16 protein-coding genes and 5 tRNA genes are annotated in these 20,212 nt (G+C 63.2%); all 21 read right to left on the reverse strand.

The window, feature by feature from the left end; genetic code table 11:
* Positions 1–36 precede the first annotated feature (36 nt).
* Positions 37–507 carry a 30S ribosomal protein S7 gene (gene rpsG, locus IM760_RS10645; RefSeq protein WP_138770772.1) on the reverse strand — a complete coding sequence of 157 codons (471 nt, stop codon included), beginning with the start codon at positions 505–507 and terminating at the stop codon, positions 37–39.
* A gap of 122 nt (positions 508–629) precedes the next feature.
* Positions 630–1,004, reverse strand: a complete 375-nt coding sequence (rpsL, locus tag IM760_RS10650; protein WP_067606428.1) for a 30S ribosomal protein S12 — start codon at positions 1,002–1,004, stop codon at positions 630–632.
* A 170-nt stretch (positions 1,005–1,174) separates the two neighbouring features.
* A complete protein-coding gene (gene rpoC / locus IM760_RS10655) occupies positions 1,175–5,374 on the reverse strand; it encodes a DNA-directed RNA polymerase subunit beta' (RefSeq protein WP_204429051.1) in 4,200 nt (1,399 codons plus the stop codon).
* Positions 5,375–5,477: 103 nt separating this feature from the next.
* On the reverse strand, positions 5,478–9,620 hold the full coding sequence (gene rpoB / locus IM760_RS10660) for a DNA-directed RNA polymerase subunit beta (protein WP_204429053.1): 4,143 nt from the start codon (positions 9,618–9,620) through the stop codon (positions 5,478–5,480).
* 146 nt (positions 9,621–9,766) lie between these two features.
* Complete coding sequence (gene rplL / locus IM760_RS10665) at positions 9,767–10,144, reverse strand: 50S ribosomal protein L7/L12 (protein WP_138770769.1); 378 nt, start codon at positions 10,142–10,144, stop codon at positions 9,767–9,769.
* Positions 10,145–10,218: 74 nt separating this feature from the next.
* Positions 10,219–10,752: a 50S ribosomal protein L10 gene (gene rplJ, locus IM760_RS10670; protein ID WP_204429055.1), complete on the reverse strand. Its 534-nt coding sequence runs from the start codon at positions 10,750–10,752 to the stop codon at positions 10,219–10,221.
* Between the two features lie 314 nt (positions 10,753–11,066).
* The gene (gene rplA / locus IM760_RS10675) at positions 11,067–11,762 is read right to left on the reverse strand and encodes a 50S ribosomal protein L1 (RefSeq protein WP_204429056.1); all 696 of its coding nucleotides are present in this window, start codon (positions 11,760–11,762) and stop codon (positions 11,067–11,069) included.
* A gap of 3 nt (positions 11,763–11,765) precedes the next feature.
* The gene (gene rplK / locus IM760_RS10680; protein WP_204429058.1) at positions 11,766–12,194 is read right to left on the reverse strand and encodes a 50S ribosomal protein L11; all 429 of its coding nucleotides are present in this window, start codon (positions 12,192–12,194) and stop codon (positions 11,766–11,768) included.
* An 87-nt stretch (positions 12,195–12,281) separates the two neighbouring features.
* Positions 12,282–12,824 (reverse strand): transcription termination/antitermination protein NusG, encoded by a 543-nt coding sequence (gene nusG, locus IM760_RS10685; RefSeq protein ID WP_204429060.1) that lies wholly within the window; start codon positions 12,822–12,824, stop codon positions 12,282–12,284.
* Positions 12,825–12,833: 9 nt separating this feature from the next.
* On the reverse strand, positions 12,834–13,208 hold the full coding sequence (gene secE / locus IM760_RS10690; RefSeq protein WP_204429062.1) for a preprotein translocase subunit SecE: 375 nt from the start codon (positions 13,206–13,208) through the stop codon (positions 12,834–12,836).
* 45 nt (positions 13,209–13,253) lie between these two features.
* Positions 13,254–13,329: transfer RNA gene (locus IM760_RS10695), tRNA-Trp, on the reverse strand.
* A 66-nt stretch (positions 13,330–13,395) separates the two neighbouring features.
* The gene (tuf, locus tag IM760_RS10700; RefSeq protein WP_204429047.1) at positions 13,396–14,589 is read right to left on the reverse strand and encodes an elongation factor Tu; all 1,194 of its coding nucleotides are present in this window, start codon (positions 14,587–14,589) and stop codon (positions 13,396–13,398) included.
* Between the two features lie 148 nt (positions 14,590–14,737).
* Positions 14,738–14,813 (reverse strand) — tRNA-Thr (locus IM760_RS10705).
* 47 nt (positions 14,814–14,860) lie between these two features.
* Positions 14,861–14,934: transfer RNA gene (locus IM760_RS10710), tRNA-Gly, on the reverse strand.
* Positions 14,935–14,975: 41 nt separating this feature from the next.
* Positions 14,976–15,059 (reverse strand) — tRNA-Tyr (locus IM760_RS10715).
* Between the two features lie 85 nt (positions 15,060–15,144).
* Positions 15,145–15,220, reverse strand: a tRNA-Thr gene (locus IM760_RS10720).
* 45 nt (positions 15,221–15,265) lie between these two features.
* Complete coding sequence (locus tag IM760_RS10725) at positions 15,266–15,937, reverse strand: SPOR domain-containing protein (RefSeq protein ID WP_204429064.1); 672 nt, start codon at positions 15,935–15,937, stop codon at positions 15,266–15,268.
* Positions 15,938–15,971: 34 nt separating this feature from the next.
* Positions 15,972–16,703 carry a type III pantothenate kinase gene (locus tag IM760_RS10730; protein ID WP_204429065.1) on the reverse strand — a complete coding sequence of 244 codons (732 nt, stop codon included), beginning with the start codon at positions 16,701–16,703 and terminating at the stop codon, positions 15,972–15,974.
* Positions 16,700–17,668: a biotin--[acetyl-CoA-carboxylase] ligase gene (locus tag IM760_RS10735; RefSeq protein WP_204429066.1), complete on the reverse strand. Its 969-nt coding sequence runs from the start codon at positions 17,666–17,668 to the stop codon at positions 16,700–16,702. Before IM760_RS10735 ends, IM760_RS10730 begins: the two co-directional genes overlap by 4 nt.
* A 6-nt stretch (positions 17,669–17,674) precedes the next feature.
* Positions 17,675–19,363, reverse strand: coding sequence for an AMP-binding protein (locus tag IM760_RS10740; RefSeq protein ID WP_204429068.1), 1,689 nt, complete (start codon positions 19,361–19,363; stop codon positions 17,675–17,677).
* A 66-nt stretch (positions 19,364–19,429) separates the two neighbouring features.
* The gene (locus IM760_RS10745) at positions 19,430–19,855 is read right to left on the reverse strand and encodes a hypothetical protein (protein WP_204429069.1); all 426 of its coding nucleotides are present in this window, start codon (positions 19,853–19,855) and stop codon (positions 19,430–19,432) included.
* Between the last annotated feature and the right edge of the window lie 357 nt (positions 19,856–20,212).

Here is a 20,212-nt window from a genome sequence, read left to right on the forward strand (position 1 = left end):
TGATCGCAGGCCGGTTTACTCGTGCTGCCTTCTGCCTCAGAAGCGGAAGTGGGAGAAGGCCTTGTTGGCCTCGGCCATGCGGTGCACGTCTTCCCGCTTCTTCATGGCGGCGCCCTTGCCTTCCGCCGCGTCCATCACCTCACCGGCGAGACGCTGGGCCATGCTTTTCTCACCCCGCTTGCGGGCGGAGTCCACCAGCCAGCGCATGGCCAGGGCGGTACGGCGGCTCGGACGCACCTCGACCGGCACCTGATAGGTGGCACCACCGACACGGCGGCTCTTCACTTCCACCATCGGGCGGATGTTGTCGAGGGCTTTCTCGAACAGTTCCAGGGGCTCGCCATTCTTGCGCTCAGCCACGGTATCCAGCGCACCGTACACAATGCGCTCGGCCACGGACTTCTTGCCGTCGACCATTACGTGGTTCATGAACTTGGCCAGCAGCTGGCTTCCGAACTTGGGATCCGGCAGGATCTCGCGTTTGGCTACGACGCGTCTTCTTGGCATCGGATGTGTTCCTCATCATGCCCCGCCAGGGCGGGGAAAGCTTCAGGGTTACCCGGGACGAAGCCCGGCCTTACTCATCCCGCCGGGTCGCCAGGCGCCCGGCCGTATGGAAAGGGGTGTATTTACTTCTTCGGCCGCTTGGCGCCGTATTTGGAACGACGCTGCTTGCGATCCTGAACACCGGCGGTGTCCAGCGTGCCACGCACGGTGTGGTAACGCACACCGGGGAGGTCTTTTACACGACCGCCACGGATCAGCACCACGGAGTGCTCCTGCAGGTTATGACCTTCCCCCGGAATATAGGAGGACACTTCATAACCGTTGGTCAGGCGCACCCGGCAAACCTTACGCAGCGCGGAGTTCGGCTTTTTCGGGGTAGTGGTGTACACCCGGGTGCAAACGCCGCGACGCTGCGGGCAGCCCTGCAGGGCGACCGAGTCGCTTTTCTCAACCTTTCTCTTGCGCGGGTTCCGCACAAGCTGGTTTACAGTTGCCATGAAACTACTGCTCCACGCTTACAGTTCTGTGACGAACCTTGCTTTTCGGGTCGTCACCCTTGTGTTCGTTCCATAGCCTTTTCCGGGCTATAGACAGGGGCGACGGATTCTAGGGACCCCCCGGCGCCAAGTCAAGGCGCCGGAGGTCCATGCCCGCTCCGGGGGCCCGGTTACTCCTGGTCGGAGGAACTGAGCGCCTCGGACAGGGCCGCTTCCACTTCGTCCATGGTGGGGCCGTCGCCGCTGGCTTCGGCCCGCTGACGGCGGCGCTCCTCGTGGTAGGCATAGCCGGTACCGGCCGGGATCAGACGCCCCACCACCACGTTTTCCTTGAGGCCGCGCAGGCCGTCTTCCTTGCCGGTCACCGCCGCCTCGGTCAGCACCCGGGTGGTCTCCTGGAAGGAGGCCGCGGAGATGAACGACTCGGTGGCCAGGGACGCCTTGGTGATACCCAGCAGCAGGCGTTCGCCCCGCGCCGGCATCTTGTCGTCGCCGTTGAGGCGCTCGTTCTCTTCCACCAGGCGGGCGTATTCGATCTGCTCGCCCTTGATGAACGGAGAGTCGCCGACCTCGGTGATTTCCACCTTGCGCAGCATCTGACGAATGATCGTCTCGATGTGCTTGTCGTTGATCTTCACGCCCTGCAGGCGGTAGACCTCCTGCACTTCGTTGACGATGTAACGGGCCAGCTCCACCTCACCCATGAGACGCAGGATGTCGTGGGGGTTGAGCGGGCCGTCGGAGACCACCTCGCCCTTCTCCACGTGCTCGCCTTCGAAGATGTTCAGCTGACGCCACTTGGGAATCAGTTCTTCGTAGGTGTCGCCGCCTTCGTCCGGGGTGATTACCAGCCGCACCTTGCCCTTGGTTTCCTTGCCGAAGGAGACGGTACCGCTCTTCTCGGCGAGAATCGCGGCCTCTTTCGGGTTACGGGCCTCGAACAGGTCGGCCACCCGCGGCAGACCACCGGTGATGTCACGGGTCTTGGAGGATTCCTGCGGAATCCGCGCGATCACGTCACCCACCTGGATGTCCGCGCCGTTCTTCAGTGCCGACAGCGCGCCGCCGGGCAGGAAGTAGTTGGCCGGATTGTCCGTGTTGGGCAGCGTTACCGGCTTGCCCTTGGCATCCATCACGCGCACTACCGGGCGCAGGTCCTTACCCGCGGACGGGCGGTCCTGGCTGCTCAGCACCTCGATGTTGGTGAGGCCGGTGAGCTCGTCGGTCTGGTAGTTCACGGAGATGCCTTCCTCCATGTCACCAAACTGCACCTTACCCGCCACCTCGGCGATGATCGGGTGGGTGTGCGGATCCCAGGTGGCGACCACCTGACCGCCGTCCACGCTGTCGCCTTCGTTGACCGTGACCAGGGCACCGTAGGGCATCTTGTAGCGTTCGCGCTCACGGCCCAGGTCGTCGAGAACGGCCAGGTCCGCGGAACGGGAAACGATCACCAGACCGTCCTTGTGCTGCACGTGCTTGGCGTTATGGAACCGCACCTTGCCGCCGTGCTTGATCTGGATGTTGGACACCGCGGTGGCCCGGCTGGCGGCACCACCGATGTGGAAGGTCCGCATGGTCAGCTGGGTACCCGGCTCACCGATGGACTGAGCCGCCATAACGCCCACGGCCTCGCCCACGTTGACCCGGTGACCGCGCGCCAGATCACGACCGTAGCAGGACGAACAGATGCCCCACTTGGTCTTACAGGTGATCGGCGAACGCACCGCGATTTCGTCGATGCCCATGGCCTCGAGTTTTTCCACCCAGACTTCGTCGAGCACCAGGCCAGCCTGGAACACCACTTCGTCGGTGCCCGGGCGCACCAGATCGCGCGCCACGGTACGGCCCAGCACCCGCTCGCGCAGGGGCTCTACGATGTCGCCGCCTTCGATCAGCGGGGTCATCAGCAGACCGTCCTCGGTGCCGCAATCCTGCTCGGTGATCACCAGATCCTGGGCCACGTCCACCAGGCGACGGGTCAGGTAACCGGAGTTCGCGGTCTTCAGTGCGGTATCCGCCAGACCTTTCCGCGCCCCGTGGGTGGAGATGAAGTACTGGAGTACGTTCAGCCCTTCACGGAAGTTGCTGGTGATCGGGGTCTCGATGATCGAGCCGTCCGGCTTGGCCATCAGGCCGCGCATGCCGGCCAGCTGCCGGATCTGCGCCGGGGAACCCCGGGCGCCGGAGTCCGCCATCATGTAGATGGAGTTGAAGGACGCCTGCTCCTCATCCTCGCCCTGCTTGTTGACGACGATTTCCTTGTTCAGGTTGTCCATCATCGCCTTGGCGATCTGGTCGTTGGTGCGCGCCCAGATGTCGACCACCTTGTTGTAGCGCTCACCACGGGTCACCAGACCGGAAGCGAACTGCTCCTCGATCTCGCGCACCTCTTCCTCGGCGGCGGCGATCAGCTTCTCCTTGGCGGCCGGGATCACCATGTCCTCGACGCCGATGGAGGAGCCGGACAGGGTCGCTTCGCGGAAGCCCATGTACATGATCTGGTCGGCGAAGATGCAGGTTTCCTTGGTGCCCAGGATCCGGTAGCAGGTGTTCAGCAGACCGGAAATCGCCTTCTTGGTCATGTTGCGGTTGACCTGATCGAAGCCGATGCCCGCGGGCACGATGTCCCAGATCTTGCAGCGGCCCGGGGTGGTGTCCACCAGCCGGGTGCCTTCCTCGACACGGCCTTCCTGATCCTTGACCACGTCGTACACGCGCACCTTGATGCGGGCGTGCAGATCCACTTCCTTGGTGCCCAGGGCGCGCATCACTTCCTTGGTGTCGGAGAACACGCGGCCTTCGCCCTTGGCGTTGATCTTCTCGCGGCTGATGTAATACAGCCCCAGCACCACGTCCTGGGTCGGCACGATGATCGGTTCACCGTTGGCCGGGGACAGGATGTTGTTGGTGGACATCATCAGCGCGCGCGCTTCCAGCTGCGCTTCCAGGGTCAGCGGCACGTGCACCGCCATCTGGTCACCGTCGAAGTCCGCGTTGAAGGCGGCACACACCAGCGGGTGCAACTGGATCGCCTTGCCCTCGATCAGCACCGGCTCGAACGCCTGGATACCCAGACGGTGCAGGGTCGGCGCCCGGTTCAGCATCACCGGGTGCTCGCGAATCACCTCGGCGAGGATGTCCCACACCTCGGCGGTTTCGCGCTCGACCATCTTCTTGGCCGCCTTGATGGTGGTGGCCAGGCCACGGGCTTCCAGCTTGGCGAAGATGAACGGCTTGAACAGCTCCAGCGCCATCTTCTTCGGCAGACCGGTCTCGTGCAGCTTGAGGGTCGGGCCCACCACGATCACGGAACGACCGGAGTAGTCCACCCGCTTACCGAGCAGGTTCTGACGGAAACGACCCTGCTTGCCCTTGATCATGTCGGCCAGGGACTTCAGCGGGCGCTTGTTGGAACCGGTGATGGCACGGCCGCGACGGCCGTTGTCCAGCAGCGCGTCCACGGACTCCTGCAGCATGCGCTTCTCGTTGCGCACAATGATGTCCGGGGCGTTCAGGTCCAGCAGCCGCTTGAGACGGTTGTTGCGGTTGATCACGCGACGGTACAGATCGTTCAGATCGGAGGTCGCGAACCGGCCGCCGTCCAGGGGCACCAGCGGACGCAGGTCCGGCGGCAGCACCGGCAGCACCGTCATGATCATCCACTCGGGCTCGTTGCCGGAAGCGTGGAACGCCTCCATCAGCTTGAGCCGCTTGGACAGCTTCTTCAGCTTGGTGTCCGAGTTGGTGGCCTCGATTTCCTCGCGCAGGGTGTTGATCTCGTCTTTGAGATCCAGCTCGGTGAGGAGCTGCTGCACCGCTTCCGCGCCCATCTTGGCTTCGAACTCATCGCCGAACTGTTCCAGCGCGTCGAAGTATTCTTCGTCGGTGAGCAGCTGACCGCGCTCCAGGGTGGTCATACCGGGCTCGGTGACCACGAAGGATTCGAAGTACAGCACCCGCTCGATGTCGCGCAGGGTCATGTCCAGCATCAGACCGATGCGGGACGGCAGCGATTTCAGGAACCAGATGTGCGCCACCGGGCTGGCCAGCTCGATGTGGCCCATGCGCTCCCGGCGCACTTTGGAGAGGGTGACCTCCACGCCGCACTTTTCACAGATCACGCCGCGGTGCTTGAGACGCTTGTACTTGCCGCACAGACATTCGTAGTCCTTGATGGGACCAAAAATGCGCGCGCAGAACAGGCCGTCACGCTCCGGCTTGAAGGTGCGGTAGTTGATGGTCTCCGGCTTTTTCACTTCGCCAAAAGACCAGGAACGGATCAGATCCGGCGGCGCCAGACCGATCTTCAGCTTGTCGAACTCCGTGACTTGTCCCTGACTTTTGAGCAGATTCAGCAAGTCTTTCAAGGCCAGTCCTCCGTATGGAGCTTTCGCTCGCGATTCTTTCCTAAACCCGGGTCAGGCGAGGTGCCGCTCCCGGCCCGTGGGGCGGGGAGCGGCGCACTCAGCCTCAGTCGTTTTCCAGCTCGATGTTGATACCGAGCGAACGGATTTCCTTCAGCAGTACGTTGAAGGACTCCGGCATACCCGGATCCATCCGGTGGTCGCCATCGACGATGTTCTTGTAAATGCGCGTACGGCCATTCACATCGTCCGACTTCACGGTGAGCATTTCCTGCAGCGTGTACGCCGCGCCGTAGGCCTCCAGGGCCCACACTTCCATCTCACCGAAGCGCTGACCACCGAACTGCGCCTTACCACCCAGCGGCTGCTGGGTCACCAGGCTGTAGGAGCCGGTGGAGCGGGCGTGCATCTTGTCGTCGACCAGGTGGTTGAGCTTGAGCATGTACATGTAGCCCACGGTCACCTTGCGGTCGAATTTCTCGCCGCTGCGGCCGTCCCACAGCTCGATCTGCCCGGACTTGTCCTGGCCGGCCAGCTCCAGCAACGCCTTGATCTCGAACTCCTTGGCACCGTCGAATACGGCGGTGGCCATGGGCACGCCGGCGCGCAGGTTGCGGGCCAGCTCGATGATGTCCTCGTCGCTGAAGCTGCTCCAGTCCTCGTCGGTGCCGCCGGCGCCGGTCTGGTTGTAGATCTGGTCCAGGAAGTCGCGCACTTCGGCGACCTTGCGTTCCTGGTCCAGCATCTCACCGATGCGCTCGCCCAGCCCCTTGGCGGCCCAGCCCAGGTGGGTCTCGAGAATCTGACCCACGTTCATCCGTGACGGTACACCCAGCGGGTTGAGCACCACGTCCACGGGGACGCCGTTCTCGTCGTAGGGCATGTCCTCTTCCGGCATGATCACGGAGATCACACCTTTGTTACCGTGACGGCCGGCCATCTTGTCACCGGGCTGGATGCGACGCTTGATCGCCAGGTAGACCTTGACCACCTTGAGCACGCCGTGGGACAGGTCGTCGCCGCCGGAGATCTTGGCCTGCTTGTCCTTGTAGCGCTCGTCCTGTTCCTTCTTGTGCTGCTCCAGGTACTGGTGCGCGCGCTCCAACTGCTCGGCCACGTCGTCATCCGCCGGGCGCAGCTCGAACCACTTGTCGCCTTCCAGCTCGTCGAGCACCGCGTCGGTCAGCTCGGTGCCGCGCTTGAGGCCGGCGCCGCCGTTGACCTTCTTGCCCACCATCACGGCGCGCAGACGGTCCTTGATGTCCTGCTCGAGGATCCGGTACTCGTCCTTCAGGTCCTTGCGGAACTTGTCCAGCGCGTCCTGCTCGATCTGCCGGGCACGCTCGTCCTTCTCCACGCCGTCGCGGGTGAACACCTGCACGTCGATGACGGTGCCCTTGACGCCGGAGGAAACCCGCAGCGAGGTGTCCTTCACGTCGGAGGCCTTCTCACCGAAGATGGCACGCAGCAGCTTCTCTTCCGGGGTCAGCTGGGTTTCGCCCTTCGGCGTTACCTTGCCCACCAGAATGTCGCCGGCTTCCACTTCCGCGCCGATATAGACGATGCCGGATTCATCCAGCTTGGCCAGAGCCGCCTCGCCCACGTTGGGGATGTCGGCGGTGATTTCCTCGGCGCCCAGCTTGGTGTCACGGGCAATCGCGGTGAGCTCCTGGATGTGGATGGAGGTAAAGCGATCCTCCTTCACCACCCGCTCGGAGATCAGGATGGAGTCCTCGAAGTTGTAGCCGTTCCAGGGCATGAACGCGACGCGCATGTTCTGGCCCAGGGCCAGTTCGCCCATGTCCACGGACGGGCCGTCGGCCATGATGTCGCGGGCCGCCACCCGGTCACCCACCTTCACCAGCGGACGCTGGTTGATGCAGGTGTTCTGGTTGGAGCGGGTGTACTTGGTGAGGTTGTAGATATCCACACCGGCTTCGCCTTCCACCACCTCGTCGTCGTTCACTTTGACGATGATGCGGGAGGCATCCACCTTGTCGACGATACCGCCACGCTGGGCCACCACGCAGACGCCGGAATCCCGGGCCACGTGACGCTCCATGCCGGTGCCCACCAGGGGCTTCTCGGCGCGCAGGGTCGGCACCGCCTGACGCTGCATGTTGGAACCCATCAGTGCGCGGTTCGCGTCATCGTGCTCCAGGAACGGAATCAGGGACGCGGCCACGGACACCACCTGGCGCGGAGAGACATCCATATGGGTAATGGTGTCCCGCTCCATGACGGTGAACTCGTAGCGGTGACGCACGGTGACGAAGTCTTCCACGAAGCTGCCGTCGTCGTTCATCTTGGCGTCGACCTGGGCGATCACGCACTCCGCTTCCTCGATGGCGGACAGGTATTCGATCTCGTCGGATACCTTGCCGTCGATCACCTTGCGGTACGGCGACTCCAGGAAGCCGTACTCGTTGGTGCGCGCGTAGCTGGCCAGGGAGTTGATCAGGCCGATGTTCGGGCCTTCCGGCGTCTCGATGGGACACACGCGACCGTAGTGGGTCGGGTGCACGTCACGCACTTCGAAGCCGGCGCGCTCACGGGTCAGACCGCCCGGGCCCAACGCGGACACCCGGCGTTTGTGGGTGATCTCGGAGAGCGGGTTGTTCTGGTCCATGAACTGGGACAGCTGGGAGGAGCCGAAGAACTCCTTCACCGCGGCCGCCACCGGTTTGGCGTTGATCAGATCCTGCGGCATCAGGCCTTCGGACTCGGCCAGGCTCAGGCGTTCCTTGACGGCACGCTCCACCCGCACCAGACCCACGCGGAACTGGTTCTCGGCCATCTCGCCCACGGAGCGGATGCGGCGGTTGCCCAGGTGGTCGATGTCGTCGACCACGCCGTTGCCGTTGCGAATGTCCACCAGGGTCTTGAGCACGTCGATGATGTCGGACTGCTCGGCGCCCATCTGCTCGAAGTACTGCTTGCCTTCGTCATCGGTACGGGTGCTGAAGTAGCGACCGTCATAGACGATGCCGGGGCCGGTCACGTCTTCGCGACCCAGGCGGCGGTTGAACTTCATGCGGCCCACGCCGGACAGGTCGTAGCGCTCGTCGGTGAAGAACAGATTGCGGAACAGGTTCTCCGCCGCTTCCTTGGTGGGCGGCTCGCCCGGACGCATCATGCGGTAGATTTCCACCAGCGCCTCGAGCGGGCTGCGGGTGGGATCGGCACGCAGGGTGTCGGCCATGAACGGGCCATGGTCCAGGTCGTTGGTGTACAGCGTCTCGAAGCTGGACACGCCGGCCTTCTCGATTTTCTCGAGGGCGTCGGCGCTCAGCTCGGTGTTGCACTCCACCAGTACCTCGCCGGTTTCCTGGTCGATCACCGACTTGGCCAGGTAACGGCCGTGCAGGTATTCGGCGGGGATTTCCAGATACTCGATGTTGGCTTTTTCCAACTGGCGGATGTGGCGCGCGGTCACGCGGCGGCCGCGTTCCACCACCACTTCATCGCCGGCCAGGATGTCGAAGGTCGCGGTTTCGCCACGCAGACGCTCCGGCACCAGGCGCATACGGTAAGCACCGTCTTCGAACAGGATTTCGTTGGTGTCGAAGAAGGTCTCGAGGATCTCGTCCGAGGTATAGCCCAGGGCACGCAGCAGAATGGTCGCCGGCAGTTTGCGGCGACGGTCGATGCGCACGTAGACCAGGTCCTTCGGATCGAATTCGAAGTCCAGCCAGGAGCCACGGTAGGGAATCACCCGGGCGGAATACAGCAGCTTGCCGGACGAATGGGTCTTGCCCTTGTCGTGGTCGAAGAACACGCCCGGAGAGCGGTGCAGCTGGGACACGATGACCCGCTCGGTACCGTTGATCACGAAGGTACCGTTCTCGGTCATCAACGGAATCTCGCCCATGTACACCTGCTGTTCGCGGATGTCCTTGATGGCGCCGTTGGATTCCTTGTCGTAGATCACCAGACGGATACGCACGCGCAGCGGCGCGGCATAGGTGGTGCCACGAATGATGCACTCTTTGACATCAAAAACCGGTTTGCCGAACTCATAGCCGGCATACTCGAGGGCGGCGTTCCCGGAGTAGCTGGAGATCGGGAATACCGAACGGAAAGCCGCTTCCAGGCCCTCCTCGAAGCGCTCCTCGGCGCTCTTGTCGTGTTGCAAGAACTTGCGGTAAGAATCGAGCTGTATGGCCAGAAGGTACGGAACCTCCATGACCTTGGGAAGCTTGCCGAAATCTTTGCGGATCCGCTTTTTCTCAGTGAATGAGTATGCCATCTGCGTTCCTCGGCTGTTGACCTATCACCCCTGGGTGATATTCCTGCATGAAACCCTTCATACAGAAACGACAAAAGGCTGGCAGCCCTTAAGCTGCCAGCCGGTGTCTTTCCGCCTGAGTGTGGAAAGACATAGCGCTCTCGCGCTTACTTGAGCTCGGCGGTACCGCCAGCCTCTTCGATCTTTTTCTTGATCTCTTCGGCTTCGTCCTTGGAAGCGCCTTCCTTGACCGGAGCGGGAGCGCCCTCGACCAGATCTTTCGCTTCTTTCAGACCCAGGCCGGTTACTTCGCGAACTGCCTTGATCACGCCGACTTTCTTGTCGCCGAAACCGGTCAGAATCACGTCGAACTCGGTCTGTTCTTCAGCGGCGGCACCTGCGTCGCCAGCAGCTGCGGGAGCAGCGGCAACGGCGGCGGCGGCGGTTACGCCAAACTTCTCTTCCATGGCCTCGATCAGTTCAACGAGGTCCATAACGCTCATGTCAGCGATAGCGCTGAGGATATCTTCTTTGGAAACGGCCATTTTCAATCTCCTAAAATCACCGTACGGGCGATCCCGAGTGGAATCGGGTAGTTACGCTGCTGCTGATCCGGGGATCAGGCAGCTTCCTGCTGTTTCTTGTCCTTCACGGCGGCAACGGTACGGACAAACTTGCCGGGCACCTCGTTGAGGGTACGGACAAACTTGGCCACCGGGGCCTGCATGACGGACATAAGCTGAGCAAGGGCTTCGTCGCGGGTGGGCAGCTTCGCCAGGACATCGATGTCCTTGGCGCCGTACGCCACACCGCCTACGGCCAGTGCTTTGACTTCGAGCGCGTCGTGGTCCTTGGCGAAATCCTTGATCAGCCGGGCAGCTGCGCCCGGATCTGCCTGGGAAAACGCCAGGATCGTGGGGCCGACCAGCGCGTCGCTGAGACACTCGTATTCGGTGCCTTCAACCGCGCGCTTGGCCAGCGTGTTCCGTACTACTTTCAGGTACACGCCGGTTTCACGGGCTTTCACGCGCAGAGCGGTCATCTCTGACACGGAAAGACCACGATAGTCGGCAACCACGGCGGACAGCGCTTCGGCAGCCGCAGCATTCACCGAAACCACAATCGCCCGTTTGTCCTCCAGATTCAAAGGCACGATTTACCTCCTGGATTCACAAACTTAACCGGATCCGTCGACTGCCTGACTGATGGATCCGGCGGTTGCCAGGACCGGTTACCCGGTCCGGTATCGCGGAAGCCAGCCCCTGCTTTGACACAGGATTTGCAACTACCGCGCCTGCGCAGGCGATTACTCCTTAACCTCCGGCGGAAACTTGGCTCATGAAGCCAGACTCCATTCACGCCTTCGGACCTGCGGTCTTTGACGCCCCGCCGGTCGGGCTCCGAAGAGCCGCCGTCGGGATCAAAGCTTTTGAACCGGCGCCCCGAAGGAAGCCGGCCCGGTATTTCTTACATGGACAGGGTGGCGGGATCGATCGCCAGGCCCGGGCCCATGGTGCTGGACAGCGTCACTTTCTTGAAGTACGCGCCCTTGGCGGAAGCCGGCTTCGCCTTCTTCAGGTCGGCGATCAGCGCTTCCACGTTTTCCTTGATGGCGTTGGCATCAAAGCCGACCTGACCCACGGTGCAGTGGATGATGCCGCCTTTGTCGGTGCGGTAACGCACCTGGCCACCCTTGGCGTTCTTCACCGCCTGGGCCACGTCCGGAGTTACGGTGCCGACTTTCGGGTTCGGCATCAGACCGCGGGGGCCGAGGATGGTGCCCAGCTTACCGACCACGCGCATGGCGTCCGGAGAAGCGATCACCACGTCGAAGTTGATCTCACCGCCCTGCACCTGCTCGGCCAGGTCGTCGAAACCCACCACGTCGGCACCGGCTTCCTTGGCTTCTTCCGCCTTGGCGCCCTGGGCGAACACGGCGACGCGAACGGTCTTGCCGGTGCCGTGGGGCAGCACGGAAGCGCCGCGCACGTTCTGATCGGATTTACGCGGGTCAACGCCCAGGTTCACCGATACGTCGATGGATTCCTTGAATTTCACGGCGGACAGCTCGGTCAGCAGGGTGACGGCTTCTTCCACCGGGTACAGCTTGCCCGTTTCTACCTTCTCACGGATGGCGCGGGCGCGTTTGGACAGCTTGGCCATTGGTTAGTCCTCCACGTCCAGGCCCATGGAACGGGCGGAGCCCGCGATGGTGCGCACGGCGGCGTCCATGTCGGCAGCAGTGAGATCCGGCTCCTTGGCCTTGGCGATCTCTTCGAGCTGCGCACGGGTTACCTTGCCCACCTTCTTGGTGTTCGGCTCACCGGAACCGCTCTTGATACCGGCCGCCTTCTTCAGCAGATACGCCGCGGGCGGCGTCTTCATGGTGAAGGTAAAGGAACGGTCGCTGTACACGGTGATCACCACCGGTACCGGCGCGCCCTGATCCAGCTGCTGGGTCTGGGCGTTGAACGCCTTACAGAATTCCATGATGTTCACGCCGTGCTGACCCAGTGCGGGACCGACCGGCGGTGAAGGGTTAGCCTGACCCGCTGCCACCTGCAGCTTGATGTAGGCTTCGACTTTCTTGGCCATGATTGAGACTCCTTGGGTGCGAACGCCGTTTTACGGGCTCCCCTGAGGTTGGTCGTTTGCCCCGCCGGGACCGGCGAGGCACCAGGATCAGGTCTTTTCGACCTGACCGAATTCCAGCTCCACCGGCGTGGAACGGCCGAAAATGAGTACCGCCACCTGCAGGCGGCTCTTTTCGTAGTTCACTTCTTCCACGACGCCGTTGAAGTCGGCGAAAGGACCATCGGTGACCCGCACCACTTCGCCGGCCTCGAAGAGGGTCTTCGGCTTCGGCTTCTCCACCGCGTCGTCCATGCGACGCAGAATGGCATCCGCCTCTTTCTGGGTGATCGGCGATACGCGACCCGGGTTTTTCGGGTCTTCACCGATGAACCCCATGACCTTCGGGGTTTCCTTCACCAGGTGCCAGGAGTCGTCGCACATCTCCATCTGCACCAGCACATAGCCCGGGAAGAATTTACGCTCGGACTTGCGCTTCTGACCGCCGCGCATCTCCACCACTTCTTCGGTGGGCACGAGGATCTCGCCAAACAGCTCTTCCATGGAACGCAGCTTGATGCGTTCTTCCAGGGCCCGCTTGACGTGCTTTTCAAAGCCGGAATAAGCGTGTACCACGTACCAGCGCTTCGCCATGTGCACCCCTTAGCCGATGAGCGCCGAAATCGCGCCGTTGAGCACCCAATCGAGCACGAACAACAGCAACGCCACGATCAGCACGAAAACCAGCACGATCAGCGTGGTTTGCAATGTTTCCTGCCGGGTCGGCCACACCACCTTGCGCAGCTCCACCATGGAGTCCTTGCGCAGCTGGTTGAACGCCTTACCCTGCTCGGTCTGCAGCGCGACGAACGCCGCCAGCAGCCCCACGACCAGCACGCCCAGCGCGCGGTACAGGGGAGAAAACTCGGAGAAATAGCTGTTGCCCGCCACGGCGGTCGCCACCAGTGCGGCCACGATGACCCACTTGACGCCTTCCAGGACGGAGGACCCGGACTGTCCTTCTGCTCTCTCACTCATTCGCCGACGCACCCCGCCATCTGACGGCCACTCTGGGAAAGAAATTGGCAGGCCAGGAGGGACTCGAACCCCCAACAGCCGGTTTTGGAGACCGGTGCTCTACCAATTGAACTACTGGCCTGTAACTTTGAAAACAAACGGCCGGGGCTGTTGTGGGCCCCGGCCCGTATTGCCTTGCGGCAATGACTTACTCGATGACCTTGGACACCACGCCGGCGCCCACGGTACGGCCGCCTTCGCGGACCGCGAAGCGCAGACCTTCTTCCATCGCGATCGGCGCGATCAGCTGAACGGTCATTTGCACGTTGTCGCCCGGCATCACCATTTCGGTGCCTTCCGGCAGGGTGCACGCACCGGTCACGTCCGTGGTACGGAAGTAGAACTGCGGACGGTAGCCGTTGAAGAACGGGGTATGACGACCACCCTCTTCCTTGCTCAGCACGTACACTTCGCCTTCGAACTTGGTGTGCGGAGTGATGGAGCCCGGCTTCGCCAGCACCTGACCACGCTCAACGTCGTCACGCTTGGTGCCGCGCAGCAGCACGCCCACGTTCTCACCCGCGCGGCCTTCGTCCAGCAGCTTGCGGAACATTTCCACGCCGGTACAGGTGGTCTTGGTGGTGTCCTTGATACCAACGATCTCGATCTCGTCGCCCACCTTGATGATGCCACGCTCCACACGACCGGTTACCACGGTACCGCGGCCGGAGATGGAGAACACGTCCTCGATCGGCATCAGGAACGGCTGGTCCACGGCGCGCTCCGGCTCCGGGATGTAGTCGTCCAGGCACTCAACCAGCTTCACTACCGCCGGCATGCCGATGTCGCTGGTGTCGCCTTCCAGCGCCTTCAGCGCGGAACCCTTGATGATCGGGGTGTCGTCGCCCGGGAAGTCGTAGCTGCTCAGCAGCTCACGGATTTCCATCTCAACCAGCTCGAGCAGCTCTTCATCGTCCACCATGTCCGCTTTGTTCAGGAACACGACGATGTAGGGTACGCCCACCTGGCGGGACAGCAGGATGTGCTCGCGGGTCTGCGGCATCGGGCCGTCCGCCGCGCTCACCACCAGGATCGCGCCGTCCATCTGCGCCGCACCGGTGATCATGTTCTTCACGTAGTCGGCGTGGCCGGGGCAGTCAACGTGCGCGTAGTGACGGTTCGGGGAGTCGTACTCCACGTGAGAGGTCGCAATGGTAATACCGCGCTCACGCTCTTCCGGCGCATTGTCGATCTGATCGAACGCACTCGCGGAACCGGAACCCCAGGTCTCGAAGCACACCCGCGTCAGGGCGGCCGTCAGCGTCGTCTTACCATGGTCAACGTGACCAATGGTGCCTACGTTTACGTGCGGTTTACTACGTTCAAACTTTTCCTTTGCCACGACTCTCTACCTCTCAACTTGGCTGTGCATTCCCGTCTGAACGGCGTGCGCCTTGGAAAACACATTTAAGGACCGCGCCACTCGCGGACCACCCTGGCACCACCAAGACACATGAAGCCGGGCCCAGGAAGTCCCTGGGCCCGGAGTTTGGAGCTCATGACCGGATTTGAACCGGTGACCTCACCCTTACCAAGGGTGTGCTCTACCTACTGAGCTACATGAGCGTAACCTTCATACTGCCTTGTCAGGCATCCAAATTGTTGCCGCAGACTGGAGCGGGCAGCGGGAATCGAACCCGCATCATCAGCTTGGAAGGCTGAGGTTCTACCATTGAACTATGCCCGCGAACCTTCCAATTCCTGTCTTGCCAGCCTGCCGGCCAATTCTGGTGGAGGGGGGAGGATTCGAACCTCCGAAGCTTTCGCGTCAGATTTACAGTCTGATCCCTTTGGCCACTCGGGAACCCCTCCTGAAAAGGGCCTACATTCTCTTTACGCCGAAACCCCTTGTCAACCATATTTTCAGGGATTTTCAAGCTCTTAGGCGTGCTTGAAGTGGAGCTGGCGAGAGGAGTCGAACCCCCGACCGGCTGATTACAAATCAGCTGCTCTACCAACTGAGCTACGCCAGCAGCGTAAGGGCTGCGCATTCTATAGAAAGCCCACCGGGGGTGCAATCATTGCGGCCCCTTACAAGCGGATCGATCCTGCCCCACCGTCGGATTGCCGATCAGAAAATCCTCCAGGGCCGCGGCACCGGCGGCCTGGGGCGGCAGATAAAGCCAGTATTCGGTGACCGGACGTGAGGTTTCCCGCACGAAGGCCGGATAACCCGCGCCGCGCATCCGCACCCGCAAACCCTCGGCGGAATCGGCGCTGGAGAAATAGCCCAGGGAAATGGCGTTGGCGTCCTCGCCGGTCTTGACGATAAAACTGTCCACGCCCCGGGCCTGCAGCTCACTGAGCACTTCCAGCGCCCGGTCGCGGCTCGGATAGGCCGGCAGATACACCCAATTGAGGTGGTCCTTCTGCACGGTCACCGGCCGGATGCGACCTTCCAGCCCCGCCGCCGCCAACTGGATGCGGGCGCGCTCGGCGTCGCCCTCCCCGGCCCAGGGGCCCACCACCGGGCACAGCCCCGGGTTGCCGGCGGACGCCGAGGGCGGTCGTTCGGGGCGACGGGGCGGTTGCGGGGATTCACTCAACAGGCGCAGGGGCGGCCCCTGCACGACCGGGCCGGCGGCGCGTTCCATGGTTACCGGCGGCGCCGGCGCCCAGGCGGTCATCGCCAGCTGCCAGCCCAGATACACCAGGTTGACGACCACCAGGCTGTAAAAGACCCAACGCACGGATTTTCGTCCCCCAAGCCTTATTGTTGTCGCGCTATTCCTGTCGCGCCGCCACCCGCTCCAGGCCGTCCAGCACCAGGTCGGGCAAGTGCAGGAATTCAAAGGAAAAAGAGGCCGACAATTCGTCCGCGTCGCCGCCCGTGACCAGCACCTTGCAAGTATCCGGAAGCCGCTCACGCAGTTCAACCACCACATCCGTGACGAACGCCACAGACATGCGCAGCAGGCCATTGTGCACGCATTCACCGGTGGATCGGCCCAATCCCAGCTGGGCACTGGCCTGCTCCACATGGACGTCGGCGGTGTCCCGCAACAGGGCGTTGCGCAGCATGCCCAGCCCGGGAACGATGTACCCGCCCAGGAAATCACCTGCGCCGTCCACCGCGTCGATGGTCAGGGCGCTGCCGCAGTCGATCACGATGCCGGCCCCGAAACGCTGCCAGCACTCCACCAGGGCCACCCAGCGGTCGGCGCCCAGCCGGCGCGCCTCCGGGTAGCAATTGCGTACCCCGAAGTCCTGCTCCCTGGAGTAATAGAACCGCGGCTCGCAGCCGGTGCGCTCCCGCACCAGGTCGGCGATCCGGCGGTCCGCCTCGGGGCCGGCCACCGACGCCACCCAGACCGATTCCGGCGCCGGCGAGGCCAACGGTGCATCCAGAGCCTTGACCCAGTCACGGGCATGCACCTGGCCGCCCTGGGCCACCCGGTCGCCATCCCGACGGCGCCACTTCAGGGCGGTATTACCCACGTCCACGAACAGCTTCATTGCAATCTCAGACTCACTTCCCCGCCATGAACGGTGCGGGTTTCCCCGTCGATTTCGACACGCAGAGCGCCATCCTCGGCGACGCCCCGGGCCACGGCCGGGCGGGCGCCCTCCGCGGCGTGCAACATTACCGGTTGGTCCCGGCACAGGTCCAGGGCCTCGAACGGTGCCATGAACGGCGCGAAGCCGTCGGCGGCGAACCGGTCCAGCATGTCGATCAACGCCAGCGCCACCGATCCCACCAGGGTGGTGCGGCCCGGGGGCGTGGCGCAGGCGCGCTGCAGATCGATCCAGCTCTGATCGATGGCGCCGGCCTGGCGGTCGTTCATGGCCACGTTCAGGCCCACCCCCACCACCACCTGGACACGGCCGTCCATCTCCCCGGCCAGTTCGATCAGCACGCCACCCAGCTTGGCCCCGTCCACCAGCAGGTCGTTGGGCCATTTAAGCCCCGGCCGCAGGTCAGGCGCGGCCTGCTCCAGGGCGCCGGCCACGGCCACGCCGGCGGCCAGGCTCAGCCCACCCAGGGCGGAAAAACCGCCGGCCAGTTCGTACAGCACGCTGACATAAAGGTTGGCGCCAAACGGCGACTGCCAGGCACGCCCGCGCCGGCCCCGGCCGGCGCTCTGGCATTCCGTGGTGACCACCACCGGGGTCGGCGCCCCCGATGCGGCCAGCGCCAGGGCGTCCGCGTTGGTGGAGGTGGTCACCGGTTCGAACTGGAGGGTGGCGCGCCCGGCCAGGGCGCGCTCCAGGGCGGACGGGTCCAGCAGATCCAGGGAACGGGGCAGCCGGTACCCTTTGCCGCGTACCGATTCCACCACCAGGCCCCATTGATCCAGACGCTGCACCCGTTTCCAGATGGCCGCGCGGGAGATGCCCAGAGCCTCGCCGAGTTCCGCCCCGGAATGGAAGCGGCCATCGGCCAGGCACCGGATCAGCGTCAGATCCGCGTTGGACTCCATCCGGGCTCAGTGCTCCCAGATCACGCCGCGGGAGGCGCCCCACTCCGGCAGATCCGCCGCGTAGTGCTTTTCGATCTCGTTGCGCTTGAGCTTGAGGGTCGGTGTGATCAGGCCGTTCTCCACGGTCCAGGGCGTTTTGCACACCACCAGACAGCTGAGCCGCTCATGGGGATCGAGCTGGCCGTTAACCCGCTCAAGCAGATCGTTCAGCGCCTTGGTGAAGTTGTCCTTGGCGGCACCCTTGCTGAGTTTTTCCTGTTCTTCCGGCGTCAGGTTCAGCAGGGCGATGGGCTGGGACATATTGGCGCCGATCACGCACGCAAGCTCCACCCCGGGCTGGCTGGCCAGGCGGTTCTCGATGGGCGCCGGCGCCACGTACTTGCCCTTCTCGGTCTTGAAGATTTCCTTGATCCGGCCGGTGATGCGCAGCCGGCCCCGGTCGTCGATCTCGCCCACGTCACCGGTCTTCAGCCAACCATCCTCGGACAACACTTCGGCGGTCAGATCCTGTTGCTTGTAGTAGCCGCTCATGTTGCCCACGCTGCGCACTTCCACTTCGCCGGCTTCGCCGATGCGGCATTCCACCCCATCGTTGGGCGTGCCCACCCAGCCGATGCGCTGGTCGCCCTGTTCGGTGGTGTGCGACCAGCCGAAGTTTTCGGTCATGCCGTAGACTTCCAGGATCTCCAGGCCCAGCTTGTTGAACCAGGAAATGATCTCGGTGGACAACGGCGCGGCACCGGACAGGGCCACCCGGCATTCGTCCAACCCCATGGCGCCGAGCACCTTTTTCTTGATGACGCGATTGAGCAACGGAATCTTCAGCAGGGTGTTCAGCTTCTTGGGCGGCACCGCCTCGGACGCTTTCTGGTAGAACTTGGACCAGATTCGCGGCACCGCGAAGAACAACGTCGGCTTGGCGCGCTTGATGTCCTCGCCGAAGGTGTCCAGCGATTCGGCGAAAAACACTTTGTTGCCGGTGTAGAGCATGGCCATCTCCACCGCGGCCCGCTCAGCCACATGGGACAACGGCAGGTAGGAAATCATGCGGTCATCCGGCTCCAGGTCGTACACCTTGATGACCTTATCGCCCACCGCCGACAGGCTCTGATACTGATGCATCACGCCCTTGGGCACGCCGGTGGTGCCGGACGTGTAGATGATGGTCGCCAGATCCTCGGGGCCGGGCCGGGCGGCTTCCGCCAGAGGCGGATGCTGGCTGATGATGTCGGCCCACTGCGGCGCCTGGCCGCGCACCTCATCCGGCGCCAGGGAAAAGGCGATCTGTTTGACGTCGCCGGGAACGCCGGCCTTCATGATGTCCCAATCGTCCAGCTTGCCCACGAACAGCAGCTTGGACTCGCTGTGCTCCAGAATCAGCTTCACCGAATCCGCCACCAGCGTCGGATAAAGCGGGACGCTGACGCCGCCGGCGATCCAGATGGCCAGATCGGCAATGATCCACTCGGCGCAGTTCTTCGACACCAGCGCCACCCGGTCACCGACCTGCACGCCTTGTTCTTTCAGGAACGAGGCCATCCGATAGGCTTCGTCCGCCACCTGTTCCCAGGTGTACTCGCGCACCTGGCCACCGCCCAGCGGTTGCACCATGGCCACGCGGCTGCCGTGCTGATGGCGCCGGTCTTCCAGTGCCTGGATGGGGGTCTTCATGGTCACGTTATTATCCTTTGTCATCTCATCACCTCTGCCCAAACCAAAAAAGCCGATAACGAACCGGCAACGCCGGTTCGGCCAAGTGTTCTAATCCGGAATCACGGGGGAGCGCGGATGGCAACGAAACACCGGCCCCATAAATAAAGCGGTGCCCAGCCCCCAGGCGCCGTTCAGCAGCAACCCGCCGGCCCAGGTCGCGCCACTGACGGGCAGGCCTTTCAGAGGAAATACCAGGAGCATCGCCACCACGGTGGGCGCGATGGCGCCGAACAGCAACGACACCAGCCAGAAGAGCCGGGTCGGCTTGTAGCGTACCAACCACCACAGCGGCAACGCCCAGACCCCACCCCAGAACGCCAGCGACAACACCACCGGCACACCCAAGGGCTCGGTCGCCGACCAGTTATAGGGCGCCACCGGCGCGACACCCAGGAAATAGAGCAACGCGAGCAGGCCCTGATGAAAAACCAATGTCGCCAATGCGCCCGCGGCAAAGGACTTGACCCACTGCATAACGGCTCCGTCGAACTGTGACTTCCTGAGCATAGAGATACATCGGGACGGGATAAAGACCTATTCCGGGGTCGGACCACCGCAAGAGATTGATCGGACGCGGTTTTCCGTTTCGTGAGCGGCTTTTGGCGGCGTTAAGGGCTGCTTTTCGGCCAGGAAAATGGGCGACAAGAAGCGGCGAGTGAGGGCTTAGCGCCGGATTTTGGGCCCGAAAAAAGGGCGCGAAGCCGTTTTTGGAGGGGCATTTTCAGGGGAAAGATCAGGAAAAACAGGACGTTACCGGGGTCCGACCCCGAGGGGGCTCCATGTGAGGGGCGGGCTGACCGACTTAGGTGGCGAGCGGTGCTCGCCATCGCT

The sequence above is a fragment of the Alloalcanivorax marinus genome (genome assembly GCF_016906305.1).
GTDB lineage: Bacteria > Pseudomonadota > Gammaproteobacteria > Pseudomonadales > Alcanivoracaceae > Alloalcanivorax > Alloalcanivorax marinus.

Bases quoted from the DNA above. Each gene is read 5' to 3' on its own strand.
- rpsG (WP_138770772.1), bottom strand. From the start codon at position 507: ATGCCAAGAAGACGCGTCGTAGCCAAACGCGAGATCCTGCCGGATCCC.
- rplA (WP_204429056.1), bottom strand. From the start codon at position 11,762: ATGGCCAAGCTGTCCAAACGCGCCCGCGCCATCCGTGAGAAGGTAGAA.
- secE (WP_204429062.1), bottom strand. From the start codon at position 13,208: ATGAGTGAGAGAGCAGAAGGACAGTCCGGGTCCTCCGTCCTGGAAGGC.
- rpsL (WP_067606428.1), bottom strand. From the start codon at position 1,004: ATGGCAACTGTAAACCAGCTTGTGCGGAACCCGCGCAAGAGAAAGGTT.
- IM760_RS10735 (WP_204429066.1), bottom strand. From the start codon at position 17,668: ATGGAGTCCAACGCGGATCTGACGCTGATCCGGTGCCTGGCCGATGGC.
- rpoB (WP_204429053.1), bottom strand. From the start codon at position 9,620: ATGGCATACTCATTCACTGAGAAAAAGCGGATCCGCAAAGATTTCGGC.
- rplL (WP_138770769.1), bottom strand. From the start codon at position 10,144: ATGGCCGTTTCCAAAGAAGATATCCTCAGCGCTATCGCTGACATGAGC.
- IM760_RS10745 (WP_204429069.1), bottom strand. From the start codon at position 19,855: ATGCAGTGGGTCAAGTCCTTTGCCGCGGGCGCATTGGCGACATTGGTT.
- IM760_RS10740 (WP_204429068.1), bottom strand. From the start codon at position 19,363: ATGACAAAGGATAATAACGTGACCATGAAGACCCCCATCCAGGCACTG.
- rplK (WP_204429058.1), bottom strand. From the start codon at position 12,194: ATGGCCAAGAAAGTCGAAGCCTACATCAAGCTGCAGGTGGCAGCGGGT.
- nusG (WP_204429060.1), bottom strand. From the start codon at position 12,824: ATGGCGAAGCGCTGGTACGTGGTACACGCTTATTCCGGCTTTGAAAAG.
- IM760_RS10730 (WP_204429065.1), bottom strand. From the start codon at position 16,703: ATGAAGCTGTTCGTGGACGTGGGTAATACCGCCCTGAAGTGGCGCCGT.